Source organism: Halalkalibacterium halodurans, assembly GCF_005671335.1.
GTDB lineage: Bacteria > Bacillota > Bacilli > Bacillales > Bacillaceae_D > Halalkalibacterium > Halalkalibacterium halodurans.
The window spans coordinates 46180-67858 of sequence record NZ_CP040441.1 but is presented as its reverse complement, the minus strand read 5'-3'; the positions used below and the strand labels follow the sequence as shown (position 1 = coordinate 67858).

At 46.6% G+C, this 21679-nt stretch carries 14 protein-coding genes, 1 tRNA gene, 3 rRNA genes, 1 other RNA gene and 1 pseudogene; 1 reads left to right on the top strand and 19 read right to left on the bottom strand.

Annotated features, from left to right (window positions below):
* Positions 1-4: 4 nt before the first annotated feature.
* From FED51_RS00285 to dnaX, 15 genes are all read right to left on the bottom strand, one after another.
* Positions 5-832 carry a PSP1 domain-containing protein gene (locus FED51_RS00285; RefSeq protein WP_010896229.1) on the bottom strand — a complete coding sequence of 276 codons (828 nt, stop codon included), beginning with the start codon at positions 830-832 and terminating at the stop codon, positions 5-7.
* Positions 833-836: 4 nt separating this feature from the next.
* On the bottom strand, positions 837-1823 hold the full coding sequence (holB, locus tag FED51_RS00280) for a DNA polymerase III subunit delta' (protein ID WP_053432338.1): 987 nt from the start codon (positions 1821-1823) through the stop codon (positions 837-839).
* A gap of 16 nt (positions 1824-1839) precedes the next feature.
* Entirely contained in the window at positions 1840-2169 is a 330-nt protein-coding gene (locus FED51_RS00275) for a cyclic di-AMP receptor DarA (protein WP_010896227.1), read from the bottom strand.
* Positions 2170-2187: 18 nt separating this feature from the next.
* Positions 2188-2820, bottom strand: a complete 633-nt coding sequence (tmk, locus tag FED51_RS00270) for a dTMP kinase (protein ID WP_053432339.1) — start codon at positions 2818-2820, stop codon at positions 2188-2190.
* Positions 2817-4265: an aminotransferase class I/II-fold pyridoxal phosphate-dependent enzyme gene (locus FED51_RS00265; protein ID WP_053432340.1), complete on the bottom strand. Its 1449-nt coding sequence runs from the start codon at positions 4263-4265 to the stop codon at positions 2817-2819. The genes tmk and FED51_RS00265 overlap by 4 nt, the downstream gene beginning before the upstream one ends.
* A 306-nt stretch (positions 4266-4571) precedes the next feature.
* Positions 4572-4772: a sigma factor G inhibitor Gin gene (locus FED51_RS00260; RefSeq protein WP_053432341.1), complete on the bottom strand. Its 201-nt coding sequence runs from the start codon at positions 4770-4772 to the stop codon at positions 4572-4574.
* Between the two features lie 585 nt (positions 4773-5357).
* Positions 5358-6614 (bottom strand): group II intron reverse transcriptase/maturase, encoded by a 1257-nt coding sequence (gene ltrA / locus FED51_RS00255; protein WP_010896223.1) that lies wholly within the window; start codon positions 6612-6614, stop codon positions 5358-5360.
* 587 nt (positions 6615-7201) lie between these two features.
* Positions 7202-7317 (bottom strand): 5S ribosomal RNA (gene rrf / locus FED51_RS00245).
* Positions 7318-7521: 204 nt separating this feature from the next.
* Positions 7522-10460 (bottom strand): 23S ribosomal RNA (locus tag FED51_RS00240).
* A 596-nt stretch (positions 10461-11056) separates the two neighbouring features.
* Positions 11057-12606, bottom strand: a 16S ribosomal RNA gene (locus tag FED51_RS00235).
* Together the 16S, 23S and 5S rRNA genes form the textbook arrangement of a ribosomal RNA operon.
* A gap of 469 nt (positions 12607-13075) precedes the next feature.
* On the bottom strand, positions 13076-13342 hold the full coding sequence (locus tag FED51_RS00230; protein WP_041821049.1) for a pro-sigmaK processing inhibitor BofA family protein: 267 nt from the start codon (positions 13340-13342) through the stop codon (positions 13076-13078).
* Positions 13343-13428: 86 nt separating this feature from the next.
* Positions 13429-13644 carry a YaaL family protein gene (locus tag FED51_RS00225; protein ID WP_010896221.1) on the bottom strand — a complete coding sequence of 72 codons (216 nt, stop codon included), beginning with the start codon at positions 13642-13644 and terminating at the stop codon, positions 13429-13431.
* Between the two features lie 14 nt (positions 13645-13658).
* Positions 13659-14255, bottom strand: a complete 597-nt coding sequence (gene recR / locus FED51_RS00220; RefSeq protein ID WP_010896220.1) for a recombination mediator RecR — start codon at positions 14253-14255, stop codon at positions 13659-13661.
* A gap of 12 nt (positions 14256-14267) precedes the next feature.
* A complete protein-coding gene (locus FED51_RS00215) occupies positions 14268-14579 on the bottom strand; it encodes a YbaB/EbfC family nucleoid-associated protein (protein ID WP_053432635.1) in 312 nt (103 codons plus the stop codon).
* A 17-nt stretch (positions 14580-14596) separates the two neighbouring features.
* Positions 14597-16291: a DNA polymerase III subunit gamma/tau gene (gene dnaX / locus FED51_RS00210; RefSeq protein ID WP_053432634.1), complete on the bottom strand. Its 1695-nt coding sequence runs from the start codon at positions 16289-16291 to the stop codon at positions 14597-14599.
* Positions 16292-16723: 432 nt separating this feature from the next.
* Here dnaX and FED51_RS00205 point away from each other — a divergent pair.
* Positions 16724-18281 (top strand): annotated as a pseudogene (locus FED51_RS00205) (IS1182 family transposase); the annotation flags it as partial.
* Positions 18282-18420: 139 nt separating this feature from the next.
* Here FED51_RS00205 and ffs read toward each other — a convergent pair.
* The 4 genes from ffs to FED51_RS00185 all read right to left on the bottom strand — a co-directional run bounded on the left by ffs (position 18421) and on the right by FED51_RS00185 (position 21416).
* Positions 18421-18687, bottom strand: an RNA gene (ffs, locus tag FED51_RS00200) — signal recognition particle sRNA large type.
* Positions 18688-18780: 93 nt separating this feature from the next.
* Entirely contained in the window at positions 18781-19260 is a 480-nt protein-coding gene (gene tadA / locus FED51_RS00195; protein WP_053432633.1) for a tRNA adenosine(34) deaminase TadA, read from the bottom strand.
* 339 nt (positions 19261-19599) lie between these two features.
* A tRNA-Ser gene (locus FED51_RS00190) sits at positions 19600-19692 on the bottom strand.
* Positions 19693-19799: 107 nt separating this feature from the next.
* On the bottom strand, positions 19800-21416 hold the full coding sequence (locus FED51_RS00185) for a glutathione ABC transporter substrate-binding protein (protein WP_053432632.1): 1617 nt from the start codon (positions 21414-21416) through the stop codon (positions 19800-19802).
* Between the last annotated feature and the right edge of the window lie 263 nt (positions 21417-21679).

The window sequence follows — 21679 nt, the reverse complement described above, 5'->3', positions numbered from 1 at the left end:
CTCATTATTCTGTGGCTTCAGCGGAAACAGCCCCTCGTTCTAATAGTTCCTCTAGGGAAAACTCCAGCACCCGCTCTCCTTCAAACAGATGAACTTGAACGAGTCGCTCCAGCATGTTTAACCCGACAACCTTTCCTTTCCCATGAGGTGTATCAATCGTTTCGCCAAGATCCGGCAGCTCCTGCTTCGCTGATTCATACATATCATTTTCATATTTTAAACAGCACATCAACCTGCCACAAAGGCCAGAGATTTTCGCTGGGTTTAACGAAAGGTTTTGATCTTTCGCCATTTTGATGGACACAGGTTCGAAATCACCTAAAAAAGAGGAGCAGCAAAGGATTCGCCCACACGGCCCTATACCGCCAAGCATTTTTGCCTCATCACGAACACCGATTTGTCGCAATTCGATTCTCGTACGGAAAACCGAAGCTAAATCCTTAACAAGCTCCCGGAAATCAATACGACCATCGGCTGTAAAATAAAACAATACCTTATTCCGATCAAACGTGTACTCCACGTCTACGAGCTTCATATCGAGCTGATGCTCCATAATTTTCTGAACACAGACGTCATAGGCTTTTTTTGCAGCCTCTTTATTTTCTTGAACCGCTAGCTTGTCCTTTTCGGTCGCTACGCGAATCACTTGCTTAAGCGGTAATACAACATCGTTGTCCCCGACTGTTTTTTTCTCAATGACGACATTGCCGTATTCAACGCCTCGAGAAGTTTCCACAATAACACTCTCTCCTCGAGGAATGTCTAAGTCACCTGGAGAAAAGTAATAGATTTTGCCCGCTTTTTTAAAACGAACACCAACAACATGATGCAATCTTTTATCCCTCCTGTAATCTGAGCATAAGCTTCTCCATCACAAGCTGTGGAGATACATTCGCACTCAGATGACGTTTCGCCTCAATAATGGCAGTCATTCCTTTACGGACTTTATGTTGTGAGAGGGCAAGCGCTTGTCGTGAAAGGGCCTCTTCCTCGCCAACGTAGGTGAACGCCTCTTCTTTTCCCACTTGTGTATATAAAAGGTCTCGAAACCATAAAAGAAGTAACTCTAATCCAAGCTCCTGTTTCGGGCGATCATCAAAGTGTGGTAACCATTGATCTTGAACCGTTAGTAACACTTGATTCGGCCGAGATTGGAGCTCTTCCATCAATTGTAACACTAGGCTTCGTGCTTGTGCAATCCACTCATCTGCCACAAACGCCATCGCTTCCTCAAAACTTGTTGTCAAACTTGCTAAAAGATTGGAAATGGATTCAGAGATCCCCTCTTCTTCCAGTAATTTCGCAAATGCTTGCACCTCAAGCGGAGCAAAGGATAAAACCTGACTGCGCGACTTAATGGTAGGGAGCATGTTTTGCAGTTGTTCCGTCAACAATATTGCCACCGTATCTGCGAGTGGCTCTTCTAAAAATTTAAGCAGACTGTTCGCTGCACTAGTTGTCATTTTATCTGCATGGTTGACGATGTACACTTTTTTTGCGGATTCCATCCCACGATAGGAAAATTCCTTTTGTAAATGCTCGACTTGATGTTTCTTGATCGACTGACCATCTGGCTCGATGAAATGAACATCCGGATGATTGCCATGCTCAATGCGCTTGCATTCTTTACACGTTTGACAAGGCTCAACTCCAGCTCTCTGTGCACAAAAGAAGCTCTTCGCTAAGTGAAGAGCCATGCGCTTTTTCCCAGTTCCCCGGTTCCCATCAAAGATGTAAGCATGAGCGAGTCGCCCTTTAGCCAAACTGTTTTTTAGCATCGTTGCGACAAATGGTTGGTTTTTGGCGAGATTTTCCCAAGTCATAGGCGACCCCTCCTTGTCAATATTGTTCAAACTGTTCTACAGGTAAAACAAAAACCGTGGCTCCGCCGACTTGGACTTCGACTGGATATGGAACATAGGAATCCGCATTTCCACCCATTGGCGAAATGGGTGCTACTAACTGATCACGGCTCTTACAATTGTCTTTAATGATCGACATGACCTCTTCTACATGCTCATCTTCGGTCCCAATAAGAAATGTCGTGTTACCTGCTTTTAAGAAACCGCCCGTACTTGCTAATTTCGTCGCACGATAGTTCGCTTTTACAAGGGCTTCAGACAACCGATTGCTATCTTTGTCTTGGACAACCGCAATAATTAATTTCATACTGTTCACTCCTCATTTTTAAAGTGATAGCCTTTGCTTTATCATGCGGACGGCATCAGCAACAACTTGATCAAAGGACTGGTTTGCATCAATCTCCACTACTCGTTCGGGGTACGTCTCGACTATCCGTTCATAACCTTCTTTTACTTTTTGGTGAAACGTAAGGGCCTCTTGGTCCAAGCGATTTTGCTCTCTTGACTGATCACGATGAATTCGTGATAAACCTACGTCTGGATCTACACGAAAAAGCAAAGTTAAGTCCGGATAACGTCCTTCAATGGCAAATTCATTTATCGCTAAAATATCCTCAAACCCAATACCTCTTGCATATCCCTGATACGCCAAACTACTATCAATGAAGCGATCGCATAGGACGACATGCCCTGCTTCCAGTGCTGGCAACACTTTTTCAACCAGGTGCTGTCTACGGGCTGCTGCATAAAGCAATGCTTCTGTTCTCGGGTCCATTCTTGTATGGTCAACATCCAATATGATGGAACGAATTTGCTCAGCAATGGGGATTCCCCCTGGCTCACGGGTCCGTACGACCGATCGGCCGTTCTCTCTTAGCATTTCCTCAATCGCATCTAGCGCAGACGTTTTCCCTGCGCCTTCTCCACCTTCAACTGTAATAAAACAACCTTTCGTCATGTCATAGCCTCCAACGTAAACACATACAACCCTTGTTGCTCAGAAGGTCTCCCCTGAAAACGGGCCCCTGCCTCCTGCAACTGCTGAAATTGGGCAATTAACGGTTCTGTGATTTTTTCCCCTTTTAATAGGAGAGGTACCCCTGGGGGATAAGGGATAACCGTTGCTCCACTCACTTTCCCCACAGCCTCTTCCACGGCAACCTCTTCAATTGAATATCGTTTTTGTTCATCATATGATAGATCAAGCGACGTGTGTGCTTGCCACGATAACGATAGGGGGCAAGCTTTACTTATTTGCTCATGCGCAGGAAGCCGCTTGGTTGCTCGGCACATTTTGTCGATGATTTCCTCTTGTCGGACTTTCTGTAAAGGGGTTAGCCCCCACATAAGCAAAACATGACGATCGTCTGCGAGCTCTGAGTATATCCCCTCTTTTTCAAGTTCGGTTTGCAAGGCAAATCCTGTTGCCCCTTCTACTGTAATCACCGTTTTTAATGGATCGGTGGGTAGCGGGGAAAATGTAGCAACCGACAAACGCTCGACCTGTTCAATCCGCCTATTTATCTCCGCGATGGAATCGAGCGTATCTTTTACATTCGTGAGATCCTCTAAAAATCCTCTTGCTGCATCTAATGAGGCAAGAATCGGATAGGATGGGCTGCTCGACTGCAAAATCTGCAATTGCTCTCGAATGGAATCCTTGATTTTCGAATGTAGTCCATGAGCAAAGTGAAGATAGGAGCCCATTGTTAAGGCGGGTAAGGTTTTATGCGCAGATTGAACGACTACGTCGGCCCCTTGCTCAAGTGCTTGTTTCGGAAATGGATCACCTACCGGAAAATGTGCTCCGTGCGCCTCATCCACAAGTACGTACAATCCAGCTTCTTTCGCCATCTGGACGAGCGGACGGATCGAGCGGGCAACCCCATAATACGATGGATATGTTAAAATAAGTGCTTTCCCATTCGGGTGTTCTATTAGTGCTTGTTTTAACGTTTGTTCGGTAATACCTGTTGGCAATTGCGTTCTCTCATCGTAGGCTGGTGAAAGAAAGATTGGATGGACCCTTGCCATCGCTAACCCATTCATCACCGATTTATGCGAATCCCTTTGTACAAAAACAGTATCGCCAGGCTCAAGTGTACCTAAAATCATTGCCAAATTACCAACCGTCGAGCCATTGACTAAAAAACACGTCGCTTCTGCCCCGACGTAGCGGGCTGTCAAAGCTTGAGCCTCTGCAATAACTCCTTCGGGGTCATGGAGATCATCAAGGCCGGTTAGCTCCGTTACATCAAGGGATAAAATGCTTTGAAAATATGAACAGGCATCCTTATGAAAAAGAGCCCCCTGCTTATGGCCTGGAACATGGCACGAGATAGGTCCCCCGCGATCATGCTGAACGAGCCGTTCAAATAGCGGCAATGTTGAGGCTTTTTTCATGTTATGCTACTCCTTCTGTGTTTCTTCCATTATAACGATTGACACTCACGTGGGGCAAGTCCGCTAGTAGCATTTACACTCAAACATGTAAAGAGAACACAAACCTTTTGTCACTTCAATAAGAAGTGCCCGCTTACCAAGGAGAGAAAGAAATCCTAGAGAGCTTGCGAGTCGATGATGACTGATCATAAGGCGCTCTTGGGACGTTCGCCTCGTGTTTGGTGCCTGGTGCTAGAACTCTCTGGTTATCTCCTTTCCTATCTAATGAAAAAAGTGATAAGCCGTTTCGACTTATCACTTACCACCTTATGTTTTCGGAAGGGCGATCTTTTTTAAACGGAGGACAAAATGGTAGTATGCCATATCCTCAATTTCCGTCTTCACTATTTCCTGTTCACAACCTTCGCAAATAAATGATTCGAATAATTGAATACCTGATGGCCTCGGTTGTTCGCAAATGACGCACCTTTTTCGTTCCTGTACGGTTGTACCCTTTGGCTCGTTCATCCACTTCACCCCCGTTATCATCCTTGTCAAAAAATGCCCTGCTTAAACGCAGATGGCTTCAAATTTTCATTCTTTTCAGCGTTTTGCTACTTTTGATTCCTTTCTACATCGTACGTTTCAAGTGGTATTCCCGTGCCTATCCGATCAAGGAAATCGAGAGGAAAAATTAAGTTTCCCCCTATCCGTTAAACTCTGGCTCTCCTTGTAGAAACGATTTCAACTAAAAAGAGGCTGGGACAAAACCCGGTAAATAAAAAATAGAGAGGCACTCATCCCAATAAGTCTGGGTGGGTGTCTCTCTTCCCTTTTTATCCTCTGCTAAACTTTGTTGTTGATTTCGCTACAGGATGCTCGCTTGTCTCGGGCATTGCCTCAGCTTCCTCGGGAAAACCGCCCTGCGAGACCTTCGCCGAATGCTTTTCTTTGGCGCCTTTTCATGGTGTGACCATCGGCTTTCCAGTGATGACTCTGCTCCTTCGGATCAACGCTCTTCAGCGCCCTTTTTTCATAATCGAGTAGGAGGGGGTGACGAACCCCCGACCTCTCACACCACCGTACGTACGGTTCCGTATACGGCGGTTTCACTTAAGTCCAACGTCTTGTTTGATACCTCTCGGCTAGACTCATGAGACCTTGTCCTTTCCAGTATTCACTGTTCAGGGCATAATCCATGATCGGGCTGTGAGCGACTCTCCAGTAGCCTTTTCGACTGTTCGCCCACTGCCAAGCCTTCGCCTTCTTGATCCCCAATCTGACTAGATTCTTTTGTCTAGCGGAAGTGGTTTTCCACTCTTTCCATCGAATCATCCTTAATCTTCTTCTGATCCATGCATCGATTTGGGCGAGGATACTTGGTGTGTCCACCAATTGATAATACCCAAGCCAACCTGTGAGGTAGCGATTCAGTCTGCGTAACCGATCAGACATCTTCATGGAGTGTCTTCGGCTCGTCAGTTCTCGAATCCGTTGTTTGAGTCGTTTGACACTTTCCTTAGACACCCTCATTTTCGGATCCTTTCCTCGTGTGAAGGAGAATCCTAGGAATTTACGGTTCCAAGGACGATCAACGGCACTCTTCTCTCGGTTGACCTTAAGTTTCAACCTGTTTTCGATGAAAGAGGTTACGCTCTCCATGATACGGAGCCCCGCTCGTTTGGATCGAACATAGATGTTACAGTCGTCCGCATAGCGGACGAACTTCAATCCACGTTTCTCCAATTCGTTGTCTAACTCATCTAGGACAATATTGGACAGGAGTGGACTAAGCGGTCCTCCTTGCGGAGTTCCTTCCGTGTTCGGGCTCACCAGTCCTCTTTCCATCACACCCGTTTGGAGGTATCGGCGAATCAGTTGAAGCACTCGAGGATCTTGGATTCGGGAGGAGAGTTTCCTCATGAGACGGTCATGGTTCACCTTGTCGAAGAACTTCTCCAAGTCAATGTCTACGACCCATCTGTATCCTTCCTTCATCCACTGCTTCGCCTGCCTGACGGCGTTATGTCCTCTCCGATGCGGTCTAAACCCAAAACTTCGTTCGGAGAACGTTGGATCATAGAGTTGAGTCAAGATTTGGGCGATCGCTTGTTGAAGGAAACGATCCATCACCGTGGGGATCCCTAGTTTCCTTACGCCACCGTTCGGTTTCGGGATTTCGACTCGACGGACAGGCTTCGGGAAATAAGACCCTTCTATGATCTCATTTCGAATGGAAGTCCAGTTTTCATGAAGATGGAGGCGTAGGGATTTTACGTCCATTTCATCCACACCGTAACTTCCTTTATTCTTTTCCACTCGTTCGAGTGCTTGTATTAAGTTTTCACGGGATAGAATTCGTTCCAACATCGTATCAATCTCCTACGTGAATCATCGGTTCTTCTTATGTGACGCGCTCTCTCCACCCTCTCTTCGTGTCCCCAGCGAGATTCATCGCTTCCTCCACGAAGGAGGTTCTTCGTTTTCTGTTTCATCAAGATGCGTGTATGCGAAGGGATGATTCTCCTTACGTGATTCAGCCCTTCCCCTCTTGTCTAGACCAAGCGGGTACTATGGCTTCTGCTGACTTCTGACCGTTCAGCTTGCACTCTTATGCAAGGTTACGACATGCGTGTCGCGTATCAGTCAGATCTCCCAGGGTAAGTACACATTCTTCCCCTCCATGTCTCCTCTTCATTTACTCGGTAGACCCTTTGGCAGTCTGGACTTTGATTTGTTAGGCAATCTCACCCAAGTCTACCTAGCCTTATATGAAGTTCGTGTTCCTAGGAGCGGAGGTTTGCCGCCGACTTCCTTCAGATTCTGGGTCACCCCAGACACCCTTGTCTTAAGCTAACTGTTACGACTGCCTTCACAGTTCGGGACTTGAACCCTAGAGAATATGCGCATGCCTGGCACACCTAAAAAAGCACAACCCGATTGGATTGTGCTTTATCGCTTGGCAGCGTCCTACTCTCGCAGGGGGAAGCCCCCAACTACCATCGGCGCTGAAGAGCTTAACGACCGTGTTCGGCATGGGAACGGGTGTGGCCTCTTCGCTATCGCCACCAAACCATTTAGTTACGGCTTCCGATCAACGTCGCATTTTGGTGTCATCTTCACTCCTCCAGATCCTCACGTACCGTGTGTACGCTCCGGTCTGTCGTCGCTCGATTCCTGCTCGTTTCTCGAAACCCTTTTCTTTGGAGAACAAGATTCTCTCAAAACTAGATAATGGGACGCTTCTCGAGTTCGAGACGTTGCTTTTGATTTGTTTTTGGATAAGTCCTCGACCGATTAGTATCTGTCAGCTTCACGTGTCGCCACGCTTCCACACCAGACCTATCAACCTCATCATCTCTAAGGGGTCTTACTGGATTTACTCCATGGGAAATCTCATCTTGAGGGGGGCTTCATGCTTAGATGCTTTCAGCACTTATCCCGTCCACACGTAGCTACCCAGCGATGCTCCTGGCGGAACAACTGGTACACCAGCGGTGTGTCCATCCCGGTCCTCTCGTACTAAGGACAGCTCCTCTCAAATTTCCTACGCCCGCGACGGATAGGGACCGAACTGTCTCACGACGTTCTGAACCCAGCTCGCGTACCGCTTTAATGGGCGAACAGCCCAACCCTTGGGACCTACTTCAGCCCCAGGATGCGATGAGCCGACATCGAGGTGCCAAACCTCCCCGTCGATGTGAACTCTTGGGGGAGATAAGCCTGTTATCCCCAGGGTAGCTTTTATCCGTTGAGCGACGGCCCTTCCATACGGCACCGCCGGATCACTAAGCCCGACTTTCGTCCCTGCTCGACTTGTAGGTCTCGCAGTCAAGCTCCCTTTTGCCTTTGCACTCTACGAATGATTTCCAACCATTCTGAGGGAACCTTTGGGCGCCTCCGTTACTGTTTAGGAGGCGACCGCCCCAGTCAAACTGCCCACCTGACACTGTCCCTGAACCGGATCACGGTTCGAGGTTAGAATGTCAATACCGTCAGGGTAGTATCCCACCAGCGCCTCCACCGAAGCTAGCGCTCCGGCTTCCAAGGCTCCTACCTATCCTGTACAAACGGTACCAACATCCAATATCAAGCTACAGTAAAGCTCCATGGGGTCTTTCCGTCCTGTCGCGGGTAACCTGCATCTTCACAGGTACTATAATTTCACCGGGTCTCTCGTTGAGACAGTATCCAAGTCGTTACACCATTCGTGCGGGTCGGAACTTACCCGACAAGGAATTTCGCTACCTTAGGACCGTTATAGTTACGGCCGCCGTTTACTGGGGCTTCAATTCAGAGCTTCTCCCGAAGGGATAACCCCTCCTCTTAACCTTCCAGCACCGGGCAGGTGTCAGCCCCTATACTTCGCCTTGCGGCTTCGCAGAGACCTGTGTTTTTGCTAAACAGTCGCTTGGATCTTTTCACTGCGGCTCTCTCGGGCTTGCACCCTATCAGAGCACCCCTTCTCCCGAAGTTACGGGGTCATTTTGCCGAGTTCCTTAACGAGAGTTCTCCCGAGCGTCTTAGAATTCTCTTCTCGCCTACCTGTGTCGGTTTGCGGTACGGGCACCTCTCACCTCGCTAGAGGCTTTTCTTGGCAGTGTAGGATCAGGAACTTCGGTACTATCATTTCCCTCGCCATCACAGCTCAGCCTTCACGGAAAGCGGATTTGCCTACTTTCCAGCCTAACTGCTTGGACGCGCATCTCCATCAGCGCGCTTACCCTACCTTTCTGCGTCCCCCCATTGCTCAAACGGTGAGGAGGTGGTACAGGAATTTCCACCTGTTGTCCATCGCCTACGCCTTTCGGCCTCGGCTTAGGTCCCGACTAACCCTGAGCGGACGAGCCTTCCTCAGGAAACCTTGGGCTTTCGACGGAGGGGATTCTCACCCCTCTTTTCGCTACTCATACCGGCATTCTCACTTCTACGCGCTCCACCAGTCCTCTCGGTCTGACTTCGCTGCACGTAGAACGCTCCCCTACCACTCGCACCAACGGTGCGAATCCATAGCTTCGGTGATACGTTTAGCCCCGGTACATTTTCGGCGCAGAGTCACTCGACCAGTGAGCTATTACGCACTCTTTAAATGGTGGCTGCTTCTAAGCCAACATCCTGGTTGTCTGGGCAACTCCACATCCTTTTCCACTTAACGTATACTTTGGGACCTTAGCTGATGGTCTGGGCTGTTTCCCTCTTGACTACGGATCTTAGCACTCGCAGTCTGACTCCCGAGGATAAGTCATTGGCATTCGGAGTTTGACTGAATTCGGTAATCCGGTGGGGACCCCTAGTCCAATCAGTGCTCTACCTCCAAGACTCTTCCCTCGAGGCTAGCCCTAAAGCTATTTCGGGGAGAACCAGCTATTTCCGAGTTCGATTGGCATTTCACCCCTACCCACACCTCATCCCCGCATTTTTCAACATGCGTGGGTTCGGGCCTCCATTCAGTGTTACCTGAACTTCACCCTGGACATGGGTAGATCACACGGTTTCGGGTCTACGACGGCGTACTATTTCGCCCTATTCAGACTCGCTTTCGCTGCGGCTCCGCTTTTTCAGCTTAACCTTGCACGACATCGTAACTCGCCGGTTCATTCTACAAAAGGCACGCTGTCACCCGTTAATGGGCTCCAACTAGTTGTAGGCACACGGTTTCAGGATCTTTTTCACTCCCCTTCCGGGGTGCTTTTCACCTTTCCCTCACGGTACTGGTTCACTATCGGTCACTAGGGAGTATTTAGCCTTGGGAGATGGTCCTCCCAGCTTCCGACGGGGTTTCACGTGTCCCGCCGTACTCAGGATCCACTCTGGAGGAAACGAAGTTTCGGCTACAGGGTTGTTACCTTCTGTGACGGACCTTTCCAGGTCGCTTCACCTACTTCGTTTCTTTCTGACTCCGTATAGAGTGTCCTACAACCCCAAGAGGCAAGCCTCTTGGTTTGGGCTGTTCCCGTTTCGCTCGCCGCTACTCAGGAAATCGCATTTGCTTTCTCTTCCTCTGGGTACTTAGATGTTTCAGTTCCCCAGGTCTGCCTCCTCATACCCTATAGATTCAGGTATGGGTACCATCCCATTACGGATGGTGGGTTCCCCCATTCGGATATCCCCGGATCAAAGCTTACTTACAGCTCCCCGAGGCGTTTCGCCGTTCGTCGCGTCCTTCTTCGGCTCCTAGTGCCAAGGCATCCACCGTGCGCCCTTTCTAACTTAACCAAATAACGTCAGATTCTCTTCGTATCTCTTTGTCAGCTTCGGGATTTTCGGTCATGTTGCCTACAGGATGTAGGTACCAGGCGTTGTGACACGATGTCACGCCCTTAGCGTGGTTCCTTTTCCTATACGCTCCATTCCTCAAACCCTTGCTTCCTCGATCTACTTGAGACTCTTTGTTATTCATCAAAAGCGTCATGGAATTCTTGACGTCTCGTTCGTGAGTATTCTCCCTACAGGATGTAGGTTAAATACCCGGTGAACTCGATTTGCGTCATATAAGCTTCCAATGAGCATCGCGCTCATCTTCACTTACAATTTATCATTATCTAGTTTTCAAAGAACCATTTTGACGTGTTGTCAAATTTCATCAGTTGTTTTGAAGGAACAATTCCTTCAAAACTGAACAAGGCTACTGATTTCAATCACATCATGCAACACTTGCCAGTCTGTGCTTCATGCTGCCTTGCGACGAGTAATCGCAGGAGCAAAAGCATTTTAATTGAGAGTTTTGAGTTCTCTCAAAACTGAACAAAAGTCCGAAGCGTCCTTCCGCAGATGAATCTGCGAATGGTCGACTAGAGTTAAAAACTCCGTAGAAAGGAGGTGATCCAGCCGCACCTTCCGATACGGCTACCTTGTTACGACTTCACCCCAATCATCTGTCCCACCTTAGGCGGCTGGCTCCAAAAGGTTACCCCACCGACTTCGGGTGTTACAAACTCTCGTGGTGTGACGGGCGGTGTGTACAAGGCCCGGGAACGTATTCACCGCGGCATGCTGATCCGCGATTACTAGCAATTCCGGCTTCATGCAGGCGAGTTGCAGCCTGCAATCCGAACTGAGAATGGCTTTCTGGGATTGGCTTCACCTCGCGGCTTCGCAACCCTTTGTACCATCCATTGTAGCACGTGTGTAGCCCAGGTCATAAGGGGCATGATGATTTGACGTCATCCCCACCTTCCTCCGGTTTGTCACCGGCAGTCACCTTAGAGTGCCCAACTGAATGCTGGCAACTAAGGTCAAGGGTTGCGCTCGTTGCGGGACTTAACCCAACATCTCACGACACGAGCTGACGACAACCATGCACCACCTGTCACTTTGTCCCCCGAAGGGGAAAGCCCTATCTCTAGGGTGGTCAAAGGATGTCAAGACCTGGTAAGGTTCTTCGCGTTGCTTCGAATTAAACCACATGCTCCACTGCTTGTGCGGGCCCCCGTCAATTCCTTTGAGTTTCAACCTTGCGGTCGTACTCCCCAGGCGGAGTGCTTAATGTGTTAACTTCGGCACTAAGGGCATCGAAACCCCTAACACCTAGCACTCATCGTTTACGGCGTGGACTACCAGGGTATCTAATCCTGTTTGCTCCCCACGCTTTCGCGCCTCAGCGTCAGTTACAGACCAGAGAGTCGCCTTCGCCACTGGTGTTCCTCCACATCTCTACGCATTTCACCGCTACACGTGGAATTCCACTCTCCTCTTCTGTACTCAAGTCTCCCAGTTTCCAATGACCCTCCCCGGTTGAGCCGGGGGCTTTCACATCAGACTTAAGAGACCGCCTGCGCGCGCTTTACGCCCAATAATTCCGGACAACGCTTGCCACCTACGTATTACCGCGGCTGCTGGCACGTAGTTAGCCGTGGCTTTCTCGTTAGGTACCGTCAAGGTGCCGCCCTTTCGAACGGCACTTGTTCTTCCCTAACAACAGAGTTTTACGATCCGAAAACCTTCATCACTCACGCGGCGTTGCTCCGTCAGACTTTCGTCCATTGCGGAAGATTCCCTACTGCTGCCTCCCGTAGGAGTCTGGGCCGTGTCTCAGTCCCAGTGTGGCCGATCACCCTCTCAGGTCGGCTACGCATCGTCGCCTTGGTGAGCCGTTACCTCACCAACTAGCTAATGCGCCGCGGGCCCATCTGTAAGTGATAGCCGAAACCATCTTTCAAAAAAGAACCATGCAGTTCTTTTTATTATCCGGTATTAGCACCGATTTCTCGATGTTATCCCAGTCTTACAGGCAGGTTGCCCACGTGTTACTCACCCGTTCGCCGCTAACCTCTAGGAGCAAGCTCCCTTTGGTCCGCTCGACTTGCATGTATTAGGCACGCCGCCAGCGTTCGTCCTGAGCCAGGATCAAACTCTCCATAAAAGTTTGATAAAGCTCATGTTTCACAGGATGTTGTTTCCTGCGACACCTCATATTTAATGAAGTAAATTGACGAGATACCTTGTATCTCTTTATTTCGCTTGGCTTTTGTTCAGTTTTCAAAGAACTGCGTCGTTTTTTAGCGACTAGATTAATATAACATGTCGCTCGTATTTATGTCAACAACTTTTTTTGTGTTGTTTGAAGCGACGTTTAATAATATAACACTTATAAAATATAAACACAACCCTTTTTTAAAATAAATTTACTTCCAAATAAATACATTTCCTTTAGTGCCTATAAAATCAATAGCATTTATACCACAAGTACAATACAGACAGTAAACTCCACCTGTCGCTATGAGCCATCAGATATTATTCCAGGAAACTTTACCTTTATAGTATTTTAGCAATCCCGTTACCTCTGAAAACATACGAAAAGAGTTCGAATGGTCCCATTCAAACTCTCCAAATTACGAAAGAACTAATTGCTGAATGGCAACGAGCAAGGCCAGTCCTGGAATCCCTAAAAACCCTGACACCGCTGCAGTAATAAAATTAATCGGCACATGAAGATCGATCAACGCTCCAAATACATTCACGAAAAACAACAGCAATCCACCGATTACGAACTTAATTCCGATTTGCCCGAGCATGCGCAACGGCTTTATCGGAGCGCCAACGATTAAAAGGACAACAATAGCACCGCCAAGAATCGTTATAACAACCACCGGATCGATCGGTCTCACCTCTTTCCCTTACTTCCCTCATACCTAAATGTATGTAGACAAGCTAAAGAAAAGACCACCTTTCTTATAAGTGAAGATCATCGTTTAGACGTATTGCGAACTCTCGCTTCTTTTAATAAGAACAAGTACTTCGCCTTCGTCAGCTTCAACCGATAGAGCACCTCTTCTGACGGATCTACACTGTTTTCCACCATTTGTTGTTGCATTTCTAACTGCTTTTTTTGTTTTTCGATAAAAGCAAGTAAGCGTTCATCTTCAATTTTTCTTATTTTCCCCTTCTTCCGGAAAAACATAGCTGCCTCCTCGCCTACAGTTCCCTTCGACCTTCCATCGCTTTCGACAATGTGACTTCATCAGCGTACTCCAAATCTCCTCCGACAGGCAATCCGTGGGCAATTCGCGTCACCTTAATCCCTGTTGGTTTCACGAGTCGCGAAATGTACATCGCGGTCGCTTCCCCTTCAATCGTTGGGTTTGTGGCTACGATCACTTCTTGAATCGTATCATCCTGGAGCCGCTTAATAAGTTCAGGAATTTTGATATCTTCAGGGCCAATCCCGTCCATAGGAGAGATCGCACCGTGCAATACATGATATTTCCCATGGTACTCTTTCATTTTTTCCATCGCAATAACATCCTTTGCATCTTGCACGACACAAATAACCGATTCATCGCGTTTCGAATCTTCACATATACGGCACGGATCCGTATCGGTTATGTTATGGCAAACGGAGCAATAGGTCAGCTTCCGTTTCACATTCACAAGTGCCTTAGCAAAATCAAGAACATCATCTTCCTTCATCTCAAGGACAAAAAAAGCCAGGCGGCTAGCCGTTTTCGGACCGATGCCTGGCAAACGCATAAAACCTTCAATTAATTTAGCTATCGGCTCTGGATATTGCACCGCTGACTCCTCCTAGAACATACCCGGCATGTTCAATCCCTTCGTAAACTTACCCATGTCTTGTTCGACCAACTCATCCACTTTCTTTAACGCTTCATTTGTTGCCGCTAAGATTAAATCTTGAAGCATCTCTACATCATCTGGATCAACGACGTCTTCAGAAATTTTCACATCTAAAATTCGCTTGTCGCCACTCGCTACAACCGTCACCATTCCGCCACCAGCTGTCGCCTCGACGGTCTTTTCCTTTAGTTCTTCCTGCGCTTTCATCATTTGCTTTTGCATTTTTTGCATTTGTTTCATCATTTGTCCCATATTTTTCATTCAAAAAACCTCCTCAATTAATCCTTCACTTCAATTAAATCAGATCCTACTAACTTGATGGCTTCCTCTATTAGCGGGTCGGACGACGGTTCCTCTCCGTCCCCCCGCTGATCACGGACGTATTCTTCCTTCACTTTATTCCACTGGCTTTGTAGCAACGTTTGAAAATCCAGCGGCGCTTGGAAAATGTCGCGTAACACAGATTCAATAAACGGACGAAATTTCGTATCAATCATATCACGATGCATTTCATTTTGGAACGCTAACAAAATAAACTTCGGAGATGCTGCCGCCGGCTTGCAATCCATCAACCAAGCATGGGCAGGTACATTTTGTGCTTTAACCCGTTCCATAATCTCTCCCCATCGGCCATTGACCAACTGGAGCTGCTGTTTGGACGCTTCCTTAAGTAACTCTTTGATTTTCCCTGTCGGCGCTTGGCTTTTAGGCATTTGTTTTAAAGGACGGCGCGACGCCTGCTTCGACTTCGGTTCCTCTGCGGTAACACTAGCTACCCCATTTACTTTCAATGATTGGACCGCTTGCTCTAATTGCTGGATTCGCTCTTGGAGAGCTTCTACATTAGGGTGGGTAGCTGCCCCTGCCTGAGGTGATGCAGGTACTTGCACCACCTGTTGACAAAGGGTTACCACCCCTAATTCTAATGCGACACGGGGATGAGAAGACCATCGCATTCGTTGTTGACAATCGTTCAAAATCTCGATCGCCGCAAAAAGAGATGCGTCGTTAATTTCCCCTGCTAATGTTTTAAAAGAATCATTTATCTGCGCTCGCTCTAATAGTTGACTTGCTTCCGGGGCTGCTTTAAATAACATGAGATCACGGTAGTAGTAAATTAAATCCTCTACAAAACGGAGTGGGTCCTTTCCGTTAGCTAATAGCTGGTTCACAAGCTGTAGCGCTTCTGCTGTTTCTCCTTTCTGTGCTGATTCAACAACCTGGGTAAGCACTTCGTGGGAAACCGCACCGGTAATCGCAAGGACATCCTCTACCGTGACCCGTTCATCAGCAAAAGAGATCGCTTGATCAAGAAGGCTAAGCGAATCCCGCATCCCACCTTCTGCTGCTCGAGCCACGAGAACCAACGCTTCATCCTCTGCTTCAATCCCTTCATGGGTCAATATTTCCTTCATTCGTCCCACAAGAGCGTCGTTGGAAATACGCTTAAAATCAAATCGTTGACAACGAGAAATGATCGTGAGTGGAATTTTGTGAGGCTCTGTCGTTGCTAAAATAAAAATGGCATGGCTCGGAGGTTCTTCTAACGTTTTTAACAACGCGTTAAACGCACCGGTTGTAAGCATATGTACTTCATCAATAATATACACTTTATAGCGAACTTCACTTGGGGCAAACTTCACATGATCACGGATGTCGCGAATTTCGTCCACTCCATTATTTGAGGCCGCATCAATTTCCATCACATCTACAATTGAACCTGAGGTGATTCCTTTACACGCTCGGCATTCATTACACGGTTCAGCGATAGGAGCCTGCTCGCAGTTTATCGCTTTTGCAATAATTTTTGCCGCACTCGTTTTCCCTGTTCCTCTAGGCCCGGAAAATAAGTAGGCATGGGAAAATTTCTCTTGCACCAACGCGTTTTGCAATGTTTTCGTAATATGCTCTTGTCCAACCACATCTTGCAGCTTCTGAGGCCGCCACACGCGGTACAACGCTTGATAACTCATCCCACAACCTCCTTTTTTCCGCGTACACATCTTTTTCTATTATATCTGAATGGAGGGATGGATTTCAAAAATTTCTCCATTTCTTCACGCCGATCCATTGATCGTTCACATCAAAGAAGTAAAAAAAGAGGCTGGGACAAAACCCGGTAAATAAAAAATAGAGAGGCACTCATCCCAATAAGTTTGGGTGGGTGTCTCTCTTTCCTTTTTATGCTCTGCTAAACTTTGTTGTTGATTTTCGCTACAGGATGCTCGCTTGCCTCGGGCATTGCCTCAGCTTCCTCGGGAAAACCGCCCTGCGGGATCTTCGCCGAATGCTTTTCCCGAAGGCGTCTCGCTCCTTTCGCTACAATCAACTAATTTGTTGAAACCTAAAGGACACCTTCTGGTAAAATTAAAGTAACCACACAATAACTTACCGGGGGTGTCCTTATGTTTAAATATTATAACATGGATCAAGTGATTTTGCCGTTAGATTTAGAAGTAAAGCTTCAGGAAAAGGATATTGCCTACACTGTAAATGACCTCGTGGAACAGATTCCTGATGAAGCCTTCGCCAGTTTTTTGCGTGACACGGGCAGCCCTGCTTACCATCCACGAATGATGATGAAAGTGATTTTATGTGCTTACACACAATCTGTTTTCTCCGGAAGAAAAATGGAAGCATTACTCAAGGATAGTATTCGTATGATGTGGCTGGCTCAAGGATACGAACCGAGTTACCGTACCATCAATCGCTTTCGTGTCCACGAAGACGTAAAAGAACTACTACGTCAGTGCTTCGTCCAATTTCGTTGCCAGCTTGTGCAGGAAAAATTGATAGAGGAAGAAGCTATCTTTATTGACGGGACGAAGATCGAAGCGAACGCCAATAAATTTACGTTTGTTTGGCGCAAAGCGACGGAAAAATACAGTGCAGCTTTGGTGGAGAAATCCAATCAAATGTATGATGAATTGCTGGAAAAGGAAATTATTCCGGTAATAGAACGGGAAGATCAGGAAGAACTATCTCCTAAAGAACTCCACGAGGTCGTGCAAAAGCTTGACGAGAAAGTGGAGGAATTTGATAAAAAAATTAAAGAAAGTGCAGAAGTAGAGGAACGTAAACAACTACGTTCGGAACGCAAAAGATCGAAACAGTACCTCAAACAGTTCAAAGATTTTTTGGCCCGCAAACAAAAATACCAAAACGACATGTCCATATTCGGAGAGCGTAACAGTTATTCCAAGACGGATCCGGATGCCACTTTTATGCGAATGAAAGATGATTACATGAAGAACGGCCAGCTAAAAGCAGGATATAATGTGCAAATTGCGACAGAAGGGCAATATACGCTTGCATTTGATGTCTTCGCAAATCCAACAGATACACGCACGCTTATTCCTTTTCTGGATAAGATTGAGGAACACTTCTTTAAGCTGCCCCAGTACATTGTCGCTGATGCAGGGTATGGTAGTGAACAGAATTATGAAGATGTAATGAATCGGGAGTGCACTCCACTTATCACGTATAAGTATGTACCGTAAGGAGAAGAAAAAAAGATATAAAAATAACGACTTTCACTCTGCCAATTGGGAATATGACGAGGAAACAGATTCTTTTACATGTCCAAACGGGCAAAAGTTGACGTTCCGTTACCTATCAAATCGGAAAGATAAAAGTGGTTTTACACGAGCATTTAAAGTCTACGAGTGTGAGGATTGTTCAGGTTGCCCATTCCGTTCCCAATGCACCAAGGCTAAAGAAGGCCATAACCGAAAAATACACTACAATGAAAAATGGGAACAGCAAAAGGAATCCATCAGACAAAAGCTTTCAGAAGAGAAAACGGGCGAAATCTACGGTAAACGTAAGATTGATGTGGAACCAGTCTTCGGATTTTTGAAGGCTAATTTGGGTTTCACTCGTATGTCAGTGAGAGGAAAAGAGAAGGTAAAAAATGAATTAGGTTTTGCATTCATGGCGGTGAACTTGAGAAAGTACACCGCCATGAGCAGTTAATAGGACAACAGATGACCAAAAATACAACTAAAAAGGGTCCAAACATCTTATTTTGATGATCGGACCCTTTCTACAATTACTTCTTAGTTAGATTTGTCCCAGCCTCTTTTTATGATTAAGTATAAAACCGTGCACCTTCCTTCGATCATGCCACCCTAGGCGTTACCTGAGCAGTTAGCTCGGCCCAGGCGACTCTACGGCACACGAAAGGGGCCACTTACTGCTGCTTCCTTCCGGACCTGACAGGGTTCGTGGGTTTTCGTTGCGTAGAACCCAAGCGTCAACACCACTTACTTAGGGCAGACCCTACGGTGACAAAACCTCTAGAAGGGATTCAGCCTCGCTATAGCGGATTGCGAGTGACAGGGCACCGCTACCTCCCCACCTAGCACGGAAATTTAATAACATGGTTGTTGGCGTCAAAAGAGACGCATTTCTAGTATAGTTTGTTTTCTCGAAGAATGCAATAGGAAAAGACCGGAAAGTCCTATGTATCGCTCCCTCGTTTTTTCCGTTCTCGCAGCTTGCGGAAGAAAGCGGTCAATCTCTGACTACATTCTTCTTCTAGTACACCAGACTCGACGATTGTTTGATGATTGAATCGCGCTTCGTTCAGAAGGTTCATTAGTGTTCCCGCACAGCCGGCTTTCGGGTCAGTTGCACCGTATACGACACGTTCGATCCGGGATTGAACAATGGCCCCCGCACACATCGGGCATGGCTCTAGCGTCACGTACAACGTACAACCCGTTAATCGCCATGTCCCTAATGCTTTACATGCTTTCTCGATCGCAAGCAGCTCAGCATGGGCAATCGCCTGTTGGTTGATTTCCCGTAGGTTATAAGCCTTAGCTACAACAACTCCATCCTTTACAATCACTGCTCCGATCGGCACTTCTCCTAACCGTTCGGCTTCATCCGCTTGAACTAGGGCCTCACGCATATAATAAAAATCGTCTTTCTGCATACGTACTCTCCTCTTCCAACCTGCATCTACCTATTATTATAAGGGAGACGTTTACTTGACGCGGGCCCTTTTTCAAATTTCCTCATAGATACCCAACGAACATATGCTTTTTCGATTGTTGATAGCCCTTGCTCTTGTTTTTTCTTCTCATCCATCATCGTCTTAATCCTTTCCAAGCGATCGCGTATTTTCTAGCATGAGCACGATTCCCTTGTTCTATACTTTAAGACAACGGGAAAAGGTAGCCCACGGCACCCTTTAGTATATAAGGGGACAAAAAGGCATAAAAAACCCCTCTAAAGCCTCGACTTTTAGAGGGGAATCATTTTCGTTATGTAATGGCGGAGGAGGAGGGATTCGAACCCCCGCGCGGTTTAACCCGCCTGTCGGTTTTCAAGACCGATCCCTTCAGCCAGACTTGGGTACTCCTCCATAACGGTCATGCTGACGAAAATTACTATAACAAATCACAGGCAGCTTGGCAAGATCTTTTTTAAAGGGTGAGGCACCTTCCACTAGAGAAAGTGCCTCAATTAAGATTATTGCTCGATGTAAACGTCTTTTAATTGCAAGATTTGCGTCGGAGATTGCTCAAGATTCTTCACTTCATCACGAACACCTAGTAGGTATTGTTGGTGATGGATGTAAAGCATTGGCGCAAGCTCAACTAGCTTTTCTTGAACATCATGGTAAAGAGCGAGGCGTGTTTCTTCATCTGTTTCTCTACGCGCTTTATCAAGCAATTCATCTAATTCATCATCTTTTAAGAATGTACGGTTTCCTGGCTCACCTACTTGAGAAGAGTGGAACAATGCATATAGACCGTAGTCTGCATCTCCTGTTACCGTAGACCAACCAAGGACGAACATGTCATGCTCACCATTTGCTGTATTTTCAAGGTATGTTCCCCATTCAAGCACTTCAATCTCTACGTCGATTCCGATTTCTTTCAATTGGGCTTGGACGTTAGTCGCAGCGTCAACACGCTCACGGTTGTCGTTAGTCCAAAGCGTTGTAGAGAACCCATCTTCATATCCAGCTTCTGCAAGAAGCTCTTTCGCTTTTTCAATATCGTGATCAAGACCAGAAACTGTATCATCGTAACCAACCGTACCTGGTGCTAACGGTCCGATCGCTGGAATTCCGACACCATCGTAAATTCCGTCAATAATCTGACTTTTATCGATTGCCATTGAGATCGCTTGACGTACGCGTACATCATCAAATGGCTCTTTGTCTAAGTTAAAGCCAATGTAGGACAAGCTCATAGAATCTTGTCGATGGACGTGCATACCTTCTGTCGCTTCCACACGAGAAACGTCAGATGGGCTTAATGGGTTAGAGATGTGAGAATCTCCTGTTTCTAGCTCAGCAATACGTGTTAAGTCTTCACCTACAACTTTAAAAGTGACAGAGTCTAGTAACGCAGTTCCATCCCAATAGTCATCGTTGCGCACGAGCCTTACATATTGATCAGGTACACGATCGTCAAATTTGAAGTAACCTGTACCAGTTGGGTTTTCATTGATGTAGCTACCTGGATCTTTTCCTTCTTCCATCGCAGCATAATCAGCTTCAATCGCTTCTAAAGAAACCATACCGCCACCGTTATGCGCTAAGTGAGCAGGTAGTGGAGCAAATGGAAATTCTGTTGTAATATGAACCGTGTAATCGTCAACGACTTCAATATCAGTAATCATGTCATAAAGAAATGCGCGCGGAGACGCCACTTCTGGATCAAGAATACGCTCCAAGTTCGCCTTTACAACTTCCGCATTAAAGTCCGTATCATCATGGAATTTTACCCCTTCACGAAGCTTAAACTCCCATGTCGTATCATCAATTGGATTCCATTCTGTTGCTAGACCCGGATGAAGCTCCATGTCTTGGTCTGTGACGACAAGCGTCTCGTAAATGTTTGCTTGAACGTCAGATGATGGCGTATCGTTAGATCCTGCTGGGTCTAAAGACACAACATCAGATAATTGGGCAATCACTAAATCGCCACCAGCTTCAGCTGGCGCTTCAGTCCCTTCGCCTTCGTCTGTTTCTGGGTCGGCTGCACCCTCGTTAGGCTCGCTAGCACACGCTGCTAGTACAACGGTTAGCATGAGTGCAAGGGCCCAAAAAAGGAAAGAATTTTTAGACACTTTCACGAAAATACCCCCTATTTTTCCATTTGTGATTTTTTTAAAATCAATATCACTATAACTTAAGCATTCTAGAAAAACAAGATTTTTTTGAAAGATTCATAAACTTTAGCACGTTGAAGAACTGGTGTACACCTAACACGATCAATTGTCCACTGAAAAAATATATTTCAAGTTTTTTGACAAACTTCGGTATGATTTTACAATGAATTATTATAGTACAAAACAAATTTTGACATTGTAAAAAAATATGGACGTGGTATAATCAA